Raw genomic sequence first — 17,902 nt, 5'->3', positions numbered from 1 at the left:
CTTTTAATAGATAGAGGAGATGTGAAGCAAATGAAGAAAGCCGTAGACACTTTATTCGTCAATACCTTCACAGATGGCGTATTGGATCCTGCCAAACCGATGCTCGGTCCCGTGAGAGACGGCGGATATATCGTCGCCAATACCGCGCCAGGCTGCTGGGGGCCGATGATTACACCCGGACTTAAAGGCGGACACGAGGTTACGACGCCGATATTCGTGGAAGGCGCGGAAGTGGGCGATGCGATCGTCATCAAAATCAAATCGATCCAAGTCACCTCAATCGCGACTGCTTCGGGAAATGACAAGCCTGTCGAAGGCCGTTTCCTCGGTGATCCGTTCGTAGCCGGCAAATGCGCGTCTTGCGGGACGTTGAACCCCGCTACGGTACTGGAAGGCATCGGCCAAGAAGCGGTCCGCTGCGCGCAATGCGGCGCCGACATGACGCCGTTTCACTTTACGAACGCCTATACGATGACGTTCGACGGCGATAGCCAAGTCGGTGTCACCGTGCCGAAGGAAGCCGCGGAACGCATCGCGCGCGACGGGCATCACTACATGCAAATCCCGGACAGCTCGGTCCAAAATCCGATCGTGACGTTCGCGCCGCACGACCTGGTCGGCGTCGTCGCTCGCATGCGGCCGTTTATCGGCCAACTGGGCACGACGCCTTCCAAAGCTATTCCCGATTCGCATAATGCCGGCGATTTCGGCTCGTTCCTGATCGGAGCGCCGCATGCGTATGCCGTCACCCAAGAGGAGCTCGACGAGCACCGTACGGACGGTCATCTGGATAACAGCCGCGTTCGCGCGGGCGCAACGATAATTTGCCCGGTCAAAGTGCCCGGCGGCGGCGTCTACTTGGGTGACGTCCATGCGATGCAGGGCGACGGCGAAATCGCGGGCCATACGGCTGACGTATCCGCGATCGTTCACCTGCAGGTGCAGGTACTGAAGAATGCGCAGCTTGAAGGGCCGATTCTGCTGCCGAACGTGGATGATCTGCCATACACGGCCAAACCGCTCTCCGCGGCGGAGAAGCGCACGGCTAAGGCGCTTGCGGCGGAATGGGGCTTGCCTGAAATCGAAACGACGCTGCCGCTGTCCGTTGTCGGATCCGGCGCGAACTTAAACACGGCGACGGATAACGGGCTCGCACGCGCCGCGAAGCTGTTCGACGTGACGGTGCCCGAAATCATGAACCGCGCCACGATTTCCGGCTCGATCGAGATCGCCCGCCATCCGGGCGTCGTCACCGTCACCTTCCAAGCGCCGAAGCATTATCTCAAGAAAGCCAAGCTGCTTAACATCGTTCAAGCGCATTACGGCGAGGAGGCCTGAATTGGCGAGGGACACGGCGCTATTTTGAAGAAGCTAATGAAATGAAGCGGAGGTTAGCCGGTTCTGTCCGGCTAACCTCCTTTTCGTGCTGCAGGGCCCGTTCGCGCGCGCCGCGTTCGCTTAGCGAACGGCGGTCCGGCAACGGCAAAAAGACCGACCCGGGAGGCTGCTGCCATCCGGGTCGGTCCTATTGTTGATGCTGCTCACGATTGCAGCGTCGCGATGCGCGAGGCCGCAACCGGCTCAAATCGGTTTGTTACAAGCGCCTATTGCAGCACTTGCTCGCCTCCGGCAGCCTTCGGTTCGTACTTATGGCTGACCGAAGCTTCCTCGATATCCGCTGCCGCCCAATGATTGTCCGCCACGTCCTTCCATGGGGAATGCTCGAGACCGTAGAGCGGGCCTCTGCCCAGCACGCGGTTCATGACCGTTACCGCTTCGGCGCGCGTGAGCGTGCTGCCCGGATGGAACGTACCGTCCGCATAGCCTTTCAAATAGCCTGCGCTTTGGGCGGTCTTGATGGCCGCTTCGGCCCAGTGGCCGACCGTATCGGAATAACCTGCTCCTGCAAGCTGGTCTTTCGGAGCGAAGCTCGCCGCGAGCGCAGCCATCTCAGCACGAGTTACCGGCTGCTCCGGCTTGAAGCTGCCGTCCGTATAGCCGTGCATCAAGCCCATACGGGTAACTTTGGCAATGGCATCGGAAGCCCAGTAGCCCGACTTGACGTCTTTATAGACGTGGCTGCTTTCCGTCTCGGAGCGCGTGGAGACACGGGACAGAATCGTCGCCATCTCGGCACGGGTGATGCTGCCGTTCGGCTTGAACAAACCGCCGTCGTAGCCCTTCACGTAAGGTGCGTGTGCGAAGACAGCTGAATCGCCTGCGATCTTCATCAGCGCAAACGTGCTGAATTTGTTCGTCGTAAATTGGATGCTGCGTACGCCGTTAATCGTCGTCAGCGTGCCTTTCTTGAACTCGGTGGTGCCGTCGCTGTGTTCAATGTACACACCAAGCCGCTCCAGATCTGCTTCGCTAATGGCTGCGTCCTCGATCGGAAGGACAAGCGTGACCTCGCGATTTTGTAAATTCGTCTCGATTTCAACTGGATGACCAATCAGCGTCACTTGGTCGCCGCCGGCCGCAGCGAGCACGACCTTAGCGCCGTTCGCGCGTTTCTCGAGCTCCTTGCCCTTATCCGCTGCCTTCACGGGAACGAGGTTAAAGTAAGCATCTTCTTTGAAGTCCTTCAGCGACGCGTTCGGAATTTGAACCGTTACGCCATTCGCCTGCAGCTTCACGTCGAGTCCGCTCTCCGCGAGCAGGCCAAGCGTTTCTTTCGGCAGCGAGACACTAGTGTAGGATACTTCGTCCTTCGAATCCGGAACCGAGACGATGACCGATTTGTCACCTGCGGCTTTGGATTTGTCGATCAACGCTTTCACGCTGTCGCTTGTTAATTTCACCTCGTCCTTCATCGTACCGTCAGGCTGCTTCGTATGCACGATGTTGATTGCGCCTGGATCTGTGTATCCGCCGCCGCCCCCGATAATGACCGGACCGGGAGAACCTGTATTCGCGGACACATTGAATTTGAGCGCATCGACCAGCATGAGCGGGCCTGATTTCTTGACGACTTTAAGCGTGTGCGCGCCGTCTGTCAGCGACGAGATGCTGAACAAGCTGATCATCGCGTTCCGGGTTGCGGAATTCGCGCTCACCGTTTCCTTCAGTTCGCCGTCTATATAGATATCCATATCGCCTTGCTCCGGTCCGGTCGGCGATAACAGCTCGACTCCCGTGCCCTTGAACTGATATTGGAAGTAATCGTCGTTTGCAGCTGTCGCGTGCACATCATTGGCGTTGTCTCCATTGAATGCGAACGTCAGCTTCGTCGTACCGACCGGCTGAGCCGCCAGGTACGCCTTATTAATCGTGACTGCATTGCCTGCAATACTATAATCGGTGCCGTTAACGAGCGTGTAAGCACCGTTCGAAATTTCCTTGAGGCTGCCGATGCTGCCAAGCACATTCACGCTCACGTCGGCTTGCGCGGAAGCGTTCTTGTCGAAATCAGCTGCGGATACATCGATCAGATCGGTCAAACGCACTTTCAGTGCATCCAGCAGCATGAACTGGCCGGACTTCTTGACCGCCTTCAGCGTATGAATGCCAGGCGTCAAATCCGAGACTTTATAGACGGCCTGCTGCGGCTTGTTGCTCGCATTGGCTTCATACGTGCTGACCGTTTTGTCGAAAGCGCCATCGATGTAAATATCCACATCGCCTTGGCCTTTATCAACCTCGGTAATGTACGAAATGCCCGTGCCGTTGAACGTATAGGTGAAGAAGCCGCCGTTCGTTTCGAGATAATGTACGTCTTTGTTGTAATCGTCAAACGGACGACCGGTGCTGCGGTTCCAAGAGCCCGTAAATTTAATATCCGGGTTGTCGTCGTTAATCATCGCATAGCGTCCCGGCGAAGATGAATTGATGACGTTGATGGCCAGCGTCTGCGGACTGCTTACGCTGAATTCGAAGGTCAGGTTCGTCATGCCGACCGGCTGCTGCTGCAAATACGATTTTTTGATCGTGACGAGACCGTTCGCGATCGTGTAATCCGTATTCGCCGTCAATGCTGCCGACCCGTTCTTGATCGCGGTCAGACTGTTCCCGCCGCCAAGCGTCAGCGTTGTCGTGACGTCGGCTTGAGCCGATGTTTTCAGATCGAAGGTCGCGGATAACGTGCTAAGCGAGGTACCTGTAACCGCAATCGATATCGACTGCGTATCGCCGCCGGCAAAGCCGAAATTCAGCACGGTCGATTGACCGGAAGGCTGCTGCATGAGGTAGCTTTGCTTGATCGTCACGTCGCTGCCGCTAATCGAATAATCGGTATTTGCCGCAAGCGAAGCTGCTCCGTTCTTGATGCCCGTCAGTGAGCTTGCTCCATACGGCAGAGTAACCTTAATATCCGCCGGCACGTCCTTGCTGAAGCTGGACGCGGAAGGCTGGTCAAGGAGCGAGTCCGTCGTGACCTTCAGCGCATCGAGGATAAAGTAATTTTGACCGCCGCTGTTGCGCACGACGTGAATCGTATGAGCGCCCGGTGCCAGGTCGGTCTTACTGAAGACGGAGTATTGGCCGACCCGATCTGGGCCTTGGCTATCGACGGTTTTCACAAAATTATTGTCGATATATACGTCCAGCTTGCCGTTGTCATCGCCCTCCTCGGACCACAGCTCAATGCCAGTGCCGTTGAAGTTATACGTGAATTCTGGCTCCGTTCCGTTATTGGACTCGCCGTAATGGACGTCGTCCATGTAGTCGGACCGACCATTCCTGCCGCTGCTGTAGCCCCACTTGTTGGCGTAGGTAATCGCTGCATCATTATCGTTGATCAAGACCGTATGCGAGACGGCTGCGATGCCAGGATCCGAACCGGATGGCTGCGAGTTGTCGCCGTTATCCGCACTTTGCGTAACGTTCGGAGTCGGAGCGACAGTCGAATCCGTCACCGCGATGGACAGATCCTCAGCATCGCCTGCCAGCTCTTTGCCGCCATTGCGGGTCCATGCGCCTGTATAACGCATGCCCGTGTCGTCATCGTTGACGAGCGACGTTCCGGCTTGCGCCGTTACCTTAAGCAATCGCGAAGCATGCGGTTCGAGCGTAACCGGACCGAAGCCCGTTGCAAAATCGCCCAAATCCTTGTGCGACCACAGATCGCGGACGGAAGCAGAGCCGCTGATGCCGATATCCTTCCAGTTCGCATTCACAGTGGCTGCCTTATTGCCGAGATTGTACAAGGCGACCGTATATGTGCCGTCGCCGTTATTGGCATACCATACCTGCTGATTGGTAGACATGGATACCGGATGCGCCGGATGGCCCGCCTGATTGACGGCGATGACTTCGTCGTTCGTCAATAATTCAAGGCCGTAATCATCCAGATTGCTGAGGTCGTCGCCGGTATACAGCTGCGCGGAAGAGGACGCCCATAACGTCGTAGCTGTTTGCCGCTCATCCTTCGTCAATCCGGAGGTCATGCCGTTGCCGACATTCAGTGAGTCAAAATCGTTCCAGCCGCCCGGGCCTGCATCCCGCCACCATAGCGCGGCATCCGGGAACAAGCGGGCAATGTTGGCCCATTGCGTCATACCGACTTCACGGTCGTAGGATTCAACATCCCAGTCTACCCGCCAGCCGTTCGCGTATTTCTTCCAGAAATCGACGTAGTTATGATCCAGCGCCCAAGAAAGCTCGAACCAAATATGACGTTTGCTAAGCGCTTCGGACCACGCTTTGACGTCGTCCCGCGCGTCAATCGACGTGTCGTTATGGCCGGAGCCCGGCGTAACGCTGTCGAACTTGACGAAGTCCACGCCCCACGCAACGAGCTGGTCCGCTACGGAATCGACGTATTTCTGCGCGCACGGATTGCTGAAATCGATTTTATAGCCGATGTTCCAATAATCCGCCGTCTTGTGCGGCGTTACGGCAATATCGTTAACAAAACAGTCCGTCGTGCCGTATACCGGAATCCGCGTCGGCGAATCAATGACGCCAGGCGAGATACCCGGGATCATGTAAATCCCGACTTTCTGCCCATTGGCATGGATATATTTGGTGAGATTCTCGAATCCGCCCGGATAGTTCGTCGTGCTCGGAATCGGACGCCCGTATTCGTCATTGTCGCCGTTCCAGCCGGCATCGATATTAATATAGTTATAACCGTGCGACTGCAGCTTCTCGTGCATCGCATCGGACATTTGCTTGATCTTGGCCTCGGAAACCCACTTTCCCGACGGACCGTCATATACCTGCATGCTGTAGCTGCTCCAGCCCATATATGGCTTCAACGCCAATCCGTTGTCGGCCGCTTCCGCTACGTTAGTGTGCGGAGGTACATAGCCGATCTGCGCCATTGCGATAACGGCTAAGAGAAGGCCCAGCCAGATTTTTCTTCGGCGCTGCGATTTGTTTTTCATTTCCTTCAGTCCCCTTTGTCATTTAGAAAATAGCCTCTTGCTGCACCGACGGCATTCATCCGCGGTTATGTACGGCGAGCGGACGCTGCCATTCCCCCTTTCTTCCGTATTGACACCCTGCATGAACGACGACAACCTTAAACAACGATCCATTCCTGAAAGCGCTTTTATTGACGCGATAAAAAAATCGCTGCCAAGCTTCCAGCAGCAGATGACTATCGGCGCGAATTGTATGATAGCGCTTTCCACACGACCGATTATATAAGAACGGTTTAGGCCGGAGATAGGTACACTTCCGTCCGAAACCGTACGAATTGTCCGATTACAGGGGTACAAATCGTCCCCCGCAGGGCCTCATTGGCTGTTTTTGCGGTGTTTTACCCCTGCCAATCCTTATTTCCTCCCTGTCCCCGCCAGCCGATGTTTCACGAGACGAACGAGGACGATCGCATACGTTCAGACATTCGCTGCGCCGTCGCGATTTCGATACTCGGAAGGGGTGCACTGGTATACGGTGCGGAATAATTTGCAAAAATAACTAAAGTTGTCGAAGCCGGATTCCAGGGCTGCTTCTCCGACCGTCGTCTTCTGATCCGAAAGGAGCGCTGCCGCGATTCGAATCCGCAGCAGATTGATATATTCAACAGGCGTCTTGCGCATGAACGATTTGAATACCCGCGTAAAATGGCCTTCGCTCATCCCCGCTTCGGCTGCGAGCTCCTTGATCGTCAGCTTACGGGAATAGTGCAGATCGATATACGTAAGGACCGACTTCAGCCGCTCCTGCGTATGCGTGTCGATCGGCGAACGCGGCTCTCTGCGCACGAACGAATCATGCGAGACATACTCGGCGAACAGTTGAAACAAGCCGGCCTTCAGCCGCAGCGGCTTTGCCGGATCCTGCGCGTGCTCGAGCTCGATCAGCGGGCTCAAATGGCGGAATAACGCCTGGGCGAGGTTTCCTCCCGCATCCGCATGGGGCTGCAGCGACAGCTGGCCGCGCTGCATGGGCTCGAAATATCGAAGCGTCGCGCCGTCACCCGGCCCTGTCAGCCAGTCTAAATTAAACACCAGCGCGGCATAGGTGCAAGCCGAGTCGTTAACTGCATATCCGCCGTGCAGCTCTCCTCCCGGTATATACAACACCTCGCCTGCTTGCACATGATAAGTCGACAAGCCGATTTGGAAGATGGCTTCCCCGCTTTCGACCGCCAGAAATTCGGCCTCCTCATGCCAGTGATTATCCAGAATCGGCTCCCCAGCCGCCTGCACCATGCGATAAATGCCGACGGGAAAATCAGGACTGCCGTGCCTACGGTTCTCGCGCAAATGACGAATATCCACTTTCACACCTCAATTATCATGATTGTGTTAATATACAGCATGATAATGCAAGAAAATAAATTTTTCAATCAGTATACTGTTATTGAAAGCATTCGTTATGATGAGAGGATGAACCCCCGATGAAATTCAGCGACGGCTATTGGATGACCCGCGAAGGGTACCAAGTGCTCACGCCTTACGAGGTACATGACGTTAGAGTCGGCGAGAACGGCATTACGGTCTACGCGACGCATCGCCATTTGGAGAACCGCGGGAATACACTGAACGAGCCATTGATGACGATGGAGTTTTCTTCTCCGATGAAGGACGTCATCCGCGCGAAATTCTTTCACCATAAAGGAACGCGTCGTCTGGGCCCTTCTTCGTTCCCGCTTCTGGCCGCAGGCCGCGCTTCTGTTGATATCGAGAATACGGATGAGTACGTGAAGCTGACAAGCGGAGATACGGCCGTAACGATCACGAAAGTGCATCCGATCGCCATCCGCTATACCTATAAAGGCAGAAAGCTGACGCAAAGCGGATCTCGCTCGACCGGCTACGTGAAAGCCGACAACGGCAATCACCACTTCCGCGAACAGCTTGATCTCGCAATCGGCGAGACCGTCTACGGCCTCGGCGAACGCTTCACGCCTTTCGTCAAGAACGGCCAATCCGTCGATATCTGGAACCAAGACGGCGGAACGGCTACCGAGCAATCCTATAAGAACATTCCGTTCTACGTGACCAACCGCGGCTATGGCGTCTTCGTTAATCACCCTGAGCTTGTTTCTTACGAGGTCGCGTCGGAGAAAGTATCCAAGGCGCAGTTCAGCGTTCCGGGCGAATCGCTGGAATATTACATCGTCGGCGGCGAAACGCTGAAGGATGTGCTCTCGAACTACACGTCCTTGACCGGCAAGCCTGCGCTTCCTCCGGCTTGGTCCTTCGGCCTGTGGCTGACGACGTCTTTCACGACGAACTACGACGAAGCAACCGTAACGAGCTTCGTTAACGGCATGGCTGAACGCGATCTTCCGCTTGCGGTATTCCACTTCGACTGTTTCTGGATGAAGGAGTACGAGTGGTGCAACTTCGAATGGGACGAGCGCGTATTCCCGGATCCGAAGGGCATGCTGGATCGCTTGAAAGCGAAAGGACTGCACATCTGCGTCTGGATCAACAGCTACATCGCTCAGAAATCTCCGCTCTTCGATGAAGCGATGGAGCTCGGCTACCTCGTGAAACGCGCGGACGGCAGCGTATGGCAGTGGGATCTGTGGCAATATGGCATGGGCCTTGTCGATTTCACGAACCCTGCAGCCTGCGATTGGTTCAAGAGCAAGCTTGCGGCGCTGATCGACATGGGCGTGGACAGCTTCAAAACCGATTTCGGCGAGCGCATTCCGACGGATGTCGTCTGGTTCGACGGTTCCGATCCGCACCAAATGCACAACTACTACACACAGCTGTACAACAAAGTCGTGTTCGAGCTGCTGGAAGAGAAACGCGGCAAAGGCGAGGCAGCCCTGTTCGCACGTTCAGCAACGGCCGGCGGGCAGCAATTCCCAGTTCACTGGGGCGGTGACTGCGAAGCAACGTACGAGTCGATGGCGGAGAGTCTTCGCGGCGGCTTGTCGCTCGGCTTGTCCGGCTTCAGCTTCTGGAGCCACGACATTGGCGGCTTCGAGCAAAGCGCTCCGCCGGATCTGTACAAGCGCTGGGTGGCGTTCGGCCTCTTGTCGAGCCACAGCCGTCTGCACGGCAGCACGTCGTACCGCGTGCCTTGGCTGTTCGACGAGGAAGCAGTCGACGTGCTTCGCCACTACACGAAGCTTAAGCTGCGCCTGATGCCTTACCTGTTCGGTCAGTCCGTGCAATCCGTGCAGATCGGCCTGCCGGTCATGCGCGCGATGGTGCTCGAATTCAATGAAGATCCAACCTGCGATTACGTGGACCGCCAGTACATGCTCGGCGAATCCCTCCTCGTCGCGCCGATCTTTAATGCCGAAGGCGAATCGACCTACTACTTGCCGAAAGGCACATGGACGCATTACCTGACCGGCGAGCAAATCGAAGGCGGCGTATGGCGCACGGAAAGCTACGATTACTTCAGCCTGCCGCTGTTCGTTCGCGAGAACTCGCTGATTCCTGTCGGCGCAGAAGACAGCCGTCCGGACTATGACTATGCGGCGAACGTGACGCTTGAGCTGTACGCGCTCCAAGACGGCGCCTCCGCTTCCGCGGTCGTGCCGACGGTAACGGGCGAGACAGCCTTCACCGCGGCAGCAAGCCGCAGCGGATCGACGATCACGGTGGATACGGAAGGCACTGCCGAAGGCTGGAACGTGCTCCTTCGCGGCGTAAACGCCGCCGCTTCCGTTCAAGGCGGCACAGCCGATGCAGGCGCTGAAGGCGTACGGATCATCCCGGCTGCCGGCGCAGCCCAATTGGTAATTCAGCTGTAAAATACGCACTGAAACGCACCCTACTTCGTTCATGACATGACAAAACAGGACGCCGCAGATTCGATCTGCAGCGTCCTGTTTTCATTCCTCCCCCGCCAAAGAGCATGAAATCATGGCATTCCACCATTATTAAGTTGACACTTAATTAAGTACATGGTACATTACCACCATGATCGATAAAGCCATCCAAGCCATAACGGAGCCAAGGCGCAGAGATATTTTACATCTCGTCCGTACGGGGGAGCTGACCTCCAGCGTCATCGCGTCGCATTTCGACGTTTCAGCGCCAGCTATATCGCAGCATCTTAAAATTTTGGAGGAAGCCGGCCTCGTTACCGTAAGACGATCCGGGACCAAACGATTTTATGGCATTAGGAGGGAAGGTTTCGCCGAATTGATGCAGTATATCGAGAGCTTCTGGGATGACAGCTTGCTGCGTCTGAAGGAAGCCGCCGAAGAGGAAGAAAGGAGAAAACATGAATTCAACAAGCAGTGACACGATCCGAAAAGAACTATTTATCGCATGCTCGCCCGAAACCTTATTCTCGTTTTTTACCCAGCCGGACAAATTGGTCCGCTGGATGGGACGTCACGTGTTGCTCGATCCAAGCATCGGCGGCAAATACCGCATCGACGTGAACGGAAGCGACGTTGCGATGGGCGAATACAAGGAGATTGTTCCAAACGAGAAAATCGTCATGTCGTGGGGTTGGGAGAAATCGAAGACGGTGCCTCCCGGCTCTAGTACCGTCGAGTTCAGGCTCACTCCCCAAGATAACGGCACGCTCTTGGTTTTGACGCATTACGGGCTGCCGGCAACGGACATTGCCTCGCATGTACAAGGCTGGACGCACTACATGCCGCGCGTACAAGCGGCAGCGCAGGGCCAAGATCCCGGCATCGATCCGTGGTCCGAGCAAGCCATGCATGAATGACCAAGAAATGACCATGAAATGAAACCATCAATAAAGGAGTCGAATACGATGACTGTATTAACTTGCGCATGCGGATTTGAAGCAAAGGGCGACAGTCCTTATCAAGTAGAGGCAGCCATGTGGCATCACGCCATTCAGGATCATGCGGATATGCTGAAAAGCATGACGGTCGACATGCTCGAACAGTGGCTCGTCAACAAGGATAAGCAGTTAAAGGCAGGTGCGTAACGATGAGCGCAGGCATTCGCCAAGAAGTATCGTTTAAAGCCAGCCCGGATCGCGTTTATGGCGTCCTTCTCAGCAGCGATCAATTCAGCAAAGCCGTCGGCGGAGCACCAACCGAGATCCATGCGGAGGAAGGCGGGAGCTTCTCTTGTTTTGGAGGCATGATCGCGGGACGCAACATCGAGCTCGTGCCGAACAAACGCATCGTACAGGCTTGGCGCGTCGCGAATTGGGAGGAAGGCGTTTACTCCATCGTCAAAATCGAGCTTGAGGCGCAGGGTTCCGAGACGGTCCTCCACTTCGATCACACCGGTTTTCCGGAGGATCAAGGCGAGCATCTCGCCAGCGGATGGCACGAGAACTACTGGGTGCCTATCGAGAAGCTGTTGGCATAACCGTTCGAAAGGCTGCGAGAGAAGAGCCAGTAACAAGGACTTTGAGCAACATCAAGTCGCTGCTTGAACGTTCATGCGGCATAAACGACAAACAAGCCCGCTCCGGCCGATGTTCGGCCAAAGCGGGCTATTTGCGCGAAGCTTATCCTTTCACGGCGCCTGCAACCATGCCTTTAATAATGTACTTCTGCAGGAACAGGAACACCGCAATCGGCGGAATCGACGTGTAGACGACGGCCGTGAGCGCATACTGCCATTCGCTCTTGTACTGGCCGAAGAATTTGTACGATGCCAGCTGCAGCGTCGACTGCTCGCCGTTCAGCATAAGCAGCGGCAGCAGGAAGTCGTTCCATATCCACATGACGTTCAGGATAATTACCGTGCTGATGACCGGCACCATGACCGGGAATACGATGCGCACGAAGATGCCGTAAGGCGATGCGCCGTCAATGGCGCCGCTTTCCTCAAGCTCCAGCGGAAGCGATTTGACGAATCCGTGAAACATAAACACGGCAAGCGGCGCGCTAAGTCCCCAGTATTCAAGCGTAAAGACGAGCGCCTTCAACGCATTCGTGTCCGAAGTCAGAAGTTCTTTGAAATTTTTGAGTCCGATAAATTTATTATGCTTGCCTACGCCGTTCCACTTGGTCATGGAATAGTATGCGTCCAATCAACCGCTGCCACCATCTTGCGATCACGGGATGCCCTCCATAGACAGAATAGGTTCATTATAGCGCTTCCTCATAATTATACAAACGAACAATTCACCATTATTCGCTTGCGCCATGCAATGAAGCAGTATTCAAACAACGCAAAAACGGCCGCTTCCCGGCGATATTCACCGGAAAGCGGCCGCAGCTGCATTCTTACCCTAAACCCCTGTCACCCTTATGTTCCGGAACGCCGCGTTGCCCTGCGCGATCAGCCCCGGCGCTCCTGCCATTACCGGAACTTCCCCGGCAAACAGCATGATCCGGTCCAAGCGGACCGTTAGCTTACCGGGACGGAACGTCACGTCGACCGTGTGACTGCGGCTCCAATTGAAGTCTGCCGGAACCGGCACCTTGCCGAGCAGGCTAGCAGCGCCTTCGCGGATCAAGGTCAGCTTCAAGAGGGCCGAAGCTCGGTCTGCAAGCATCTCGACCGCGCCCGTCGCGCCGCCATGAACGGCATAGCCGCCAATACCGGTGCCGCCGGCATCCAGGTTGAAATCGAAAGCGAAGCGGTAGCCGCCGGACCAGCCAATCGGCTCGTCAATAAGCCATGCCGAGCGTTCCCGCGCCGAGCGGACCGTCACCGCACCGCCGCGAACTTCGGCCGCGCCCTGCCCTTCGATTCGCTTCACGCGGCTCGCGAAGCCCTCGGGCATGCGCTCCTCAAGCGCGATATGACGCGTAATCTCGACGCCCGCGAAGGCGGCCGACGTCTGCAGCGTCACGAGTCCGGCGCGGCCTTCCGAGAGCGGAAAGTCGGCTTCAACCCGTGTTACGCCGTCCAATTGAATGACGTAACGCGTCCCTGTCCGCTCGACGCGGAGCAGGTGGAAGACATCGAACCGGAAGTCCCGCGGCAGCCGGACTTCCTTCACCGCGTGCTTCACGCCGCCGCTGACCGCGTAGGTGACAAGCAGCCGCTGGCCGACGTCAAGCAGGGTAATGACGTAATCGTCAGCACTCGCGTAGCACGGATAGAGACCATAGAGGCCGCCGCGATGGTCATGCTGCCAGTTGAGGCTCACTTCCATGACGATGCTGCCGAAGGTTTCCTTCGTGACAGCCGCGCGCACGGCCGATCGCTCCGTCTGCAGCGCTTCGCCGTTTGCTGCCTGCCAAGTACCGGACAGCACTTCCCACGCCGTGGACAACGCCTGCTCCCCGCCGGGGCTTTCGAACAAATCGCGGAACGCCGGCAGCGCGGGCGCGTCCTGCAGGGCATAGCTTGGGCCCGCCACATACATGTCGTCTCCGCTCCATAGCAGCGGATCAGTGCGCATCGTGCGCTGCTCGCGGTTAAAGTCCAGCTCGTCCTCGGCATTGCGGCCGTGGTAGTAGACCCACTCGTCCACATTGTTCGGGCCGCGGACGACGGAATTATGGCCTACGCCCTCCACGCCCTCATTCTTGCTGAGCAGCGGCTCGAACGTATCGTCGGACGGATATTTGCGCCAGCTGAGCTCGGATTGCGGCTTGCCTTCCGAAGCGTCAGCGACGGAATAACCGAGAAAATAGTTCGGACGTACGTAAGCATTACCGCTGTACATCATGTAATGCTTGCTTCCGCGCCGCAAATAGAAGGCACCTTCGATCGTATGCCAATTGCGGCCGTCGCCGAACCGATTCTCTTCGTAGATCTCTTCGTCGATCGTCGGGGCGACGACAAGCTGCGGATTCCCTTCCAGCGTCAGCGGATCTGTCATGCGGTCGACCAGAATAACCGTCCCCGGCCGCTCGCCGTCTACGCCCATATACTCATTATTGGAGTAGTACATGAAATAGTCGCCCTGCTCGTCCTTGACGACATGCGCATCGAGCGAGAAGGTGTCGAAGAACGTCTTGACGTACAAGAACGGGCCCTCCGCAGCCGGCGAAGAAGCAACGAGCAGCCGCTCTTCGTGCACATCGTCTTCGCCTTCCGGCATCGCGGACACGTACATGTAGAACATACCGTTATCGTAGATGACAGCAGGCGCCCAGTATTCCTTGCTGCCTTCGCGGCTGTAGGCATACCCGCGATGCTCCCAGTCGATTCCGTCCCTCGAGAACAGCACGGAGACGCCCCGCTGGCCTGTCGCATACGCGTAATAGACGCCCTTATGCTTCAGCACGTAGGGATCCGGAAGGACGCCCGCGGTCGGCGCTGAGCCGTTCGGCCCCTTGACCGGAAGCGGATTCTTATAGGTTTTCTCGCCCATGACAGGCAGTGATGCGGATGAACGCTGTTCTGGCATCGATTGTTTCTCCTCCTAGCTTTTGACCGCGCCGGCCGTCAGTCCGGCCTGCATGAAGCGCTGGCCGAACATATAGATGGCCACCGACGGAATTGTCATCAGAATCAGTGCGGCATATAATTGCGCAACCATCTCCGGCGTCTGGCTCGTCGTCCCCGTGAAGTACTGCGTGGCCAGCGTGACCGTATACATGGCTTCCTTGCGGACGAACAAGAGCGGAATAATGTAATCGTTCCATGAATAAATGAAGGTCAGCACCATGATGTTAATAATAGCCGGCATGCCAAGCGGAAGCATGATCTGGCGGTACATCCGGAAGGACGAGCTGCCATCGATCATCCCTGCTTCCAGAATGGCGTTCGGAATGCCGTCGAAATAATTCTTGAGAATGAGCAGCATGAATGGCGCGTTGAATGCCGCAAGCGGCAGAATCAGCGACCAATAGGTGTTCATCAGGTGAATCGATTTCATCGTAAAGAAGAGCGGCGACATGACCGCCGTAGCCGGGATGGCGAGGCAGGCCACGAGCGAATAGAACAGTACGTTCTTGAGCTTAAACTGCATCTTCGAGAACGCGTAGGCGCCGAGCGTCGCGAACAGGCCGACGATGATCATCGTTGCGAATGCAACGAGCAGGCTGTTGAATACGACCCGGAAATAATTTACCTTCGGATGATGCATGACCGCCGCGTAGTTGCCGAAGCCGTGGATTTTGAGCGACTGCACGACGGCAACGACAAGCGGATACAACCAGCAGACTGCAAACACCACGAGAACGGCTTGTATGATTATTTTATGCGTTTTGCTTAGATTGGTAAACATGCCCGTTCCTCCCTATAAATCGCGCTGCTGCCGGTTGCCGAGCTGCAGCTGGACGAGTGCCATGACGAGCGCGATCACCAGTATCGTAACTCCGGCAGCGGCAGACATGCCGCCGTTGAATTCGTCGATCGCTTTCTTGTACACGTACGTCGTTAGAAATTCCGTCGATCGTCCCGGACCGCCGCCCGTCATAAGCGATACGATGTCGAAGGTTTTCAATGAGCCGACGATACCGAGCACGGCAAGCGTCGAGGTGGTGCCGCCGACAAGCGGAATCGTAATTTGGAACAGCGTCCGCCAGAAGCCGGAGCCGTCCATTTTGGCCGATTCGTATATTTCATCCGGGATGGCAAGCAGGCCGCTGTAATAGAGCGTCATGCTGAAGCCCATCCATTCGAATATATTCACGATAATGATGGACATAAGCGCGTATTTGGGGTCGCCGAGCCAGGATACGGCCAGGAAATCCAGATGCAGCGCACGCAGCGTTGCGTTCAAATCGCCGAAATTCGTGTCCATGATGATGCGGAAAATCGCCGCGATAATGATCGGAGCCATAATGACCGGAATAAAGTAAATCGATTTGAATATGTTGCTGCCTGCTAATTTCGCGCGAAGCAGCACGGCAAGCAGCAAACCAAGCGCCGCTTGAATCGTGACCGTGAACACAAAGAAAAGCAAATTGTTGCGGAGTGCAGTCAGATACGCTTTGTCCGCGAACAGCTTCTTGTAATTATCGAAGCCGATGTATTTCATATGCGAATCGATGCCGTTCCACTGATGGAAGCTCGTGTAGAACGTAAAGCCGATGCTGTAGTACAAGAACAAGCCTGACAGCAGCAGAATCGGTAAAATGTACAGATAGGCCTTGCCTCCGGAAAGCACGGATCGTTTACCGGACATGCTCATCACTCCTTGTTATCCCTGTTCCTATCCGGTCGTTTCTGTACGAGCCGGTAATAAACGGCAGGGCAATAATGGATTACTGCCCCGCCTTCGTTCCGTTATTCGTTATCTCGTTATGCCTTCAGAAGCCTTCTGAACTTCTGCGAGCGCGTCTTCGATTTTCTGGCCTGCAGCCACGTTTTGCAGCGCTACGCCGAGGGCGTTGTTCAGCTCCGGGTAGTTCAAGAGGCGTTTGCCGACTGCGTTCGCGATCGCTTCGTTGACCGTTTTGACCGCTTCCTTCTCGGAATCGAATTTGAATTGATCCAGCGTCTTCACTTCGATGCCTTTCTTCGCCGGGGAGCCTTGAATGAAGTCGGCCATGATTTGCTGACCGTCGCCCTTCGTCATGAACTCAAGCAGCTTCCAAGCCGCATCCTTGTGCTTCGATTCTTTGCTGATCGCAAGCGCCGTATCTACGCTCGCCGCCGCTCTCGACGGGTTTGGACCGATTTGCGGCAGCAGGAACATGCCCGTTGCGTCGTTCTCGATCTTCGAGCCGGCTTTCTCGCCGCCTGGCAGCGCATAGCCGACATGCCAAGAGCCGGTCAGGAACATCGCGGCTTTGCCGGAGTAGAAGTATTGGTCGCGCGCATCCGGATATGTCGACAAGCCAAGCGCACCGTCTTGGAACACTTCATCGAACATCTTCTTCCAAGCTTTCATCGTGTCCACGAACGCTTGATCCGTGAATTTCGCTTTACCTTGCTCAGCTTCGTAGATTTTGCCAGGCGCGAACTGGTTGCTCAGCGCGACGAACATGTCGACGTCATGCCATGTATCCTTGGCACCCATCGCCACTGGCACGATGCCGGCCGCTTTGATTGTCGCATTGACTTTCGTCCACTCATCGTACGTTTTCGGTACGTCCTTGATGCCAAGCTTGTCGAAGATCGCTTTGTTGTAGAGCACGAACTCTTGTCCCGTCAAGTTGAGCGGCAGTGCTACCATCGTGCCGTCAGTGGCTTTCACTTGATCGATCGCAGACGACACGAATTGGTCTTCCCATCCCGCGCCCCATTTATCGTCAGCCATTGGCTTGATCGGTTCGAGCGTGTTCGCGTATTGGTTCAGCATCCCTCCGACCTGCATCCCCATCAAATCGGGACCTTCGCCGGCCGCAATCGCCACCTGCAGCTTCTTCTGGAAGTCGGACTGCTCGCCGCGCCAGTAGTCAACCTTGATGTTCGGATTCTGTTTCTCGAACTCCTCGATGACTTTCTTGGATTGAATGTCCGTCGGCACCCACGACCAGAACGTGACGGTCTCTTGCTGCTGTCCGCCGTTATTCGCTCCGCCGCCGGATGCATTGCCCGCCGTGTTGTTGCCGCCGTTTGAACTGTTGTCCGAGCTGCCGCATGCCGTTGCCGATATAATCAGCGCGCCTGCAAGCGCCCCGGTCACTGCCATTTTCCATTTTGCTGCCATTTGTTTGAAACCTCCCTATGTGTGTGCCAAGCTGTTTGTATCTGTACTCATCATAGAAAAAAGAAGCCCGCGCGCGGACTCCATTATTTTT

The 17,902-nt window shown here is 55.9% G+C and carries 12 protein-coding genes and 1 pseudogene; 6 read left to right on the top strand and 7 right to left on the bottom strand.

Annotated features, from left to right (window positions below):
- The first annotated feature begins 30 nt into the window (after window positions 1-30).
- The gene (locus KXU80_RS24630; RefSeq protein ID WP_219835740.1) at window positions 31-1,338 is read left to right on the top strand and encodes an acetamidase/formamidase family protein; all 1,308 of its coding nucleotides are present in this window, start codon (window positions 31-33) and stop codon (window positions 1,336-1,338) included.
- A gap of 266 nt (window positions 1,339-1,604) precedes the next feature.
- On the opposite strand, the gene KXU80_RS24625 is transcribed toward KXU80_RS24630, so the two are convergent.
- Both KXU80_RS24625 and KXU80_RS24620 read right to left on the bottom strand, forming a co-directional pair.
- A complete protein-coding gene (locus KXU80_RS24625; RefSeq protein ID WP_219835739.1) occupies window positions 1,605-6,326 on the bottom strand; it encodes a X2-like carbohydrate binding domain-containing protein in 4,722 nt (1,573 codons plus the stop codon).
- A gap of 456 nt (window positions 6,327-6,782) precedes the next feature.
- Window positions 6,783-7,670: an AraC family transcriptional regulator gene (locus KXU80_RS24620; RefSeq protein ID WP_219835738.1), complete on the bottom strand. Its 888-nt coding sequence runs from the start codon at window positions 7,668-7,670 to the stop codon at window positions 6,783-6,785.
- 119 nt (window positions 7,671-7,789) lie between these two features.
- Between KXU80_RS24620 and yicI the strand changes: the two genes are divergently transcribed.
- The 5 genes from yicI to KXU80_RS24595 all read left to right on the top strand — a co-directional run bounded on the left by yicI (window position 7,790) and on the right by KXU80_RS24595 (window position 11,669).
- Window positions 7,790-10,114, top strand: coding sequence for an alpha-xylosidase (yicI, locus tag KXU80_RS24615; protein ID WP_219835737.1), 2,325 nt, complete (start codon window positions 7,790-7,792; stop codon window positions 10,112-10,114).
- 169 nt (window positions 10,115-10,283) lie between these two features.
- Window positions 10,284-10,610 (top strand): ArsR/SmtB family transcription factor, encoded by a 327-nt coding sequence (locus KXU80_RS24610; RefSeq protein WP_219835736.1) that lies wholly within the window; start codon window positions 10,284-10,286, stop codon window positions 10,608-10,610.
- Window positions 10,591-11,049 (top strand): SRPBCC family protein, encoded by a 459-nt coding sequence (locus tag KXU80_RS24605; RefSeq protein WP_219835735.1) that lies wholly within the window; start codon window positions 10,591-10,593, stop codon window positions 11,047-11,049. The genes KXU80_RS24610 and KXU80_RS24605 overlap by 20 nt, the downstream gene beginning before the upstream one ends.
- 48 nt (window positions 11,050-11,097) lie before the next feature.
- Window positions 11,098-11,277, top strand: a complete 180-nt coding sequence (locus KXU80_RS24600) for a hypothetical protein (RefSeq protein WP_219835734.1) — start codon at window positions 11,098-11,100, stop codon at window positions 11,275-11,277.
- Window positions 11,278-11,279: 2 nt separating this feature from the next.
- Window positions 11,280-11,669: an SRPBCC domain-containing protein gene (locus KXU80_RS24595; protein WP_219835733.1), complete on the top strand. Its 390-nt coding sequence runs from the start codon at window positions 11,280-11,282 to the stop codon at window positions 11,667-11,669.
- Window positions 11,670-11,811: 142 nt separating this feature from the next.
- Here the strand turns inward: KXU80_RS24595 and KXU80_RS24590 are convergent.
- The 5 genes and pseudogenes from KXU80_RS24590 to KXU80_RS24570 all read right to left on the bottom strand — a co-directional run.
- Window positions 11,812-12,213: pseudogene (locus KXU80_RS24590) on the bottom strand (carbohydrate ABC transporter permease); the annotation flags it as partial.
- Window positions 12,214-12,540: 327 nt separating this feature from the next.
- Window positions 12,541-14,616: a glycoside hydrolase family 43 protein gene (locus KXU80_RS24585; protein ID WP_219835732.1), complete on the bottom strand. Its 2,076-nt coding sequence runs from the start codon at window positions 14,614-14,616 to the stop codon at window positions 12,541-12,543.
- Between the two features lie 15 nt (window positions 14,617-14,631).
- Window positions 14,632-15,438 (bottom strand): carbohydrate ABC transporter permease, encoded by an 807-nt coding sequence (locus KXU80_RS24580; protein WP_219835731.1) that lies wholly within the window; start codon window positions 15,436-15,438, stop codon window positions 14,632-14,634.
- Between the two features lie 12 nt (window positions 15,439-15,450).
- Entirely contained in the window at window positions 15,451-16,341 is an 891-nt protein-coding gene (locus KXU80_RS24575; RefSeq protein WP_219835730.1) for a carbohydrate ABC transporter permease, read from the bottom strand.
- A gap of 108 nt (window positions 16,342-16,449) precedes the next feature.
- Window positions 16,450-17,811, bottom strand: a complete 1,362-nt coding sequence (locus KXU80_RS24570) for an ABC transporter substrate-binding protein (protein WP_219835729.1) — start codon at window positions 17,809-17,811, stop codon at window positions 16,450-16,452.
- Between the last annotated feature and the right edge of the window lie 91 nt (window positions 17,812-17,902).

The sequence above is a fragment of the Paenibacillus sp. R14(2021) genome (assembly GCF_019431355.1).
GTDB lineage: Bacteria > Bacillota > Bacilli > Paenibacillales > Paenibacillaceae > Paenibacillus_Z.
This window is presented reverse-complemented; position numbering and strand designations above follow the sequence as displayed.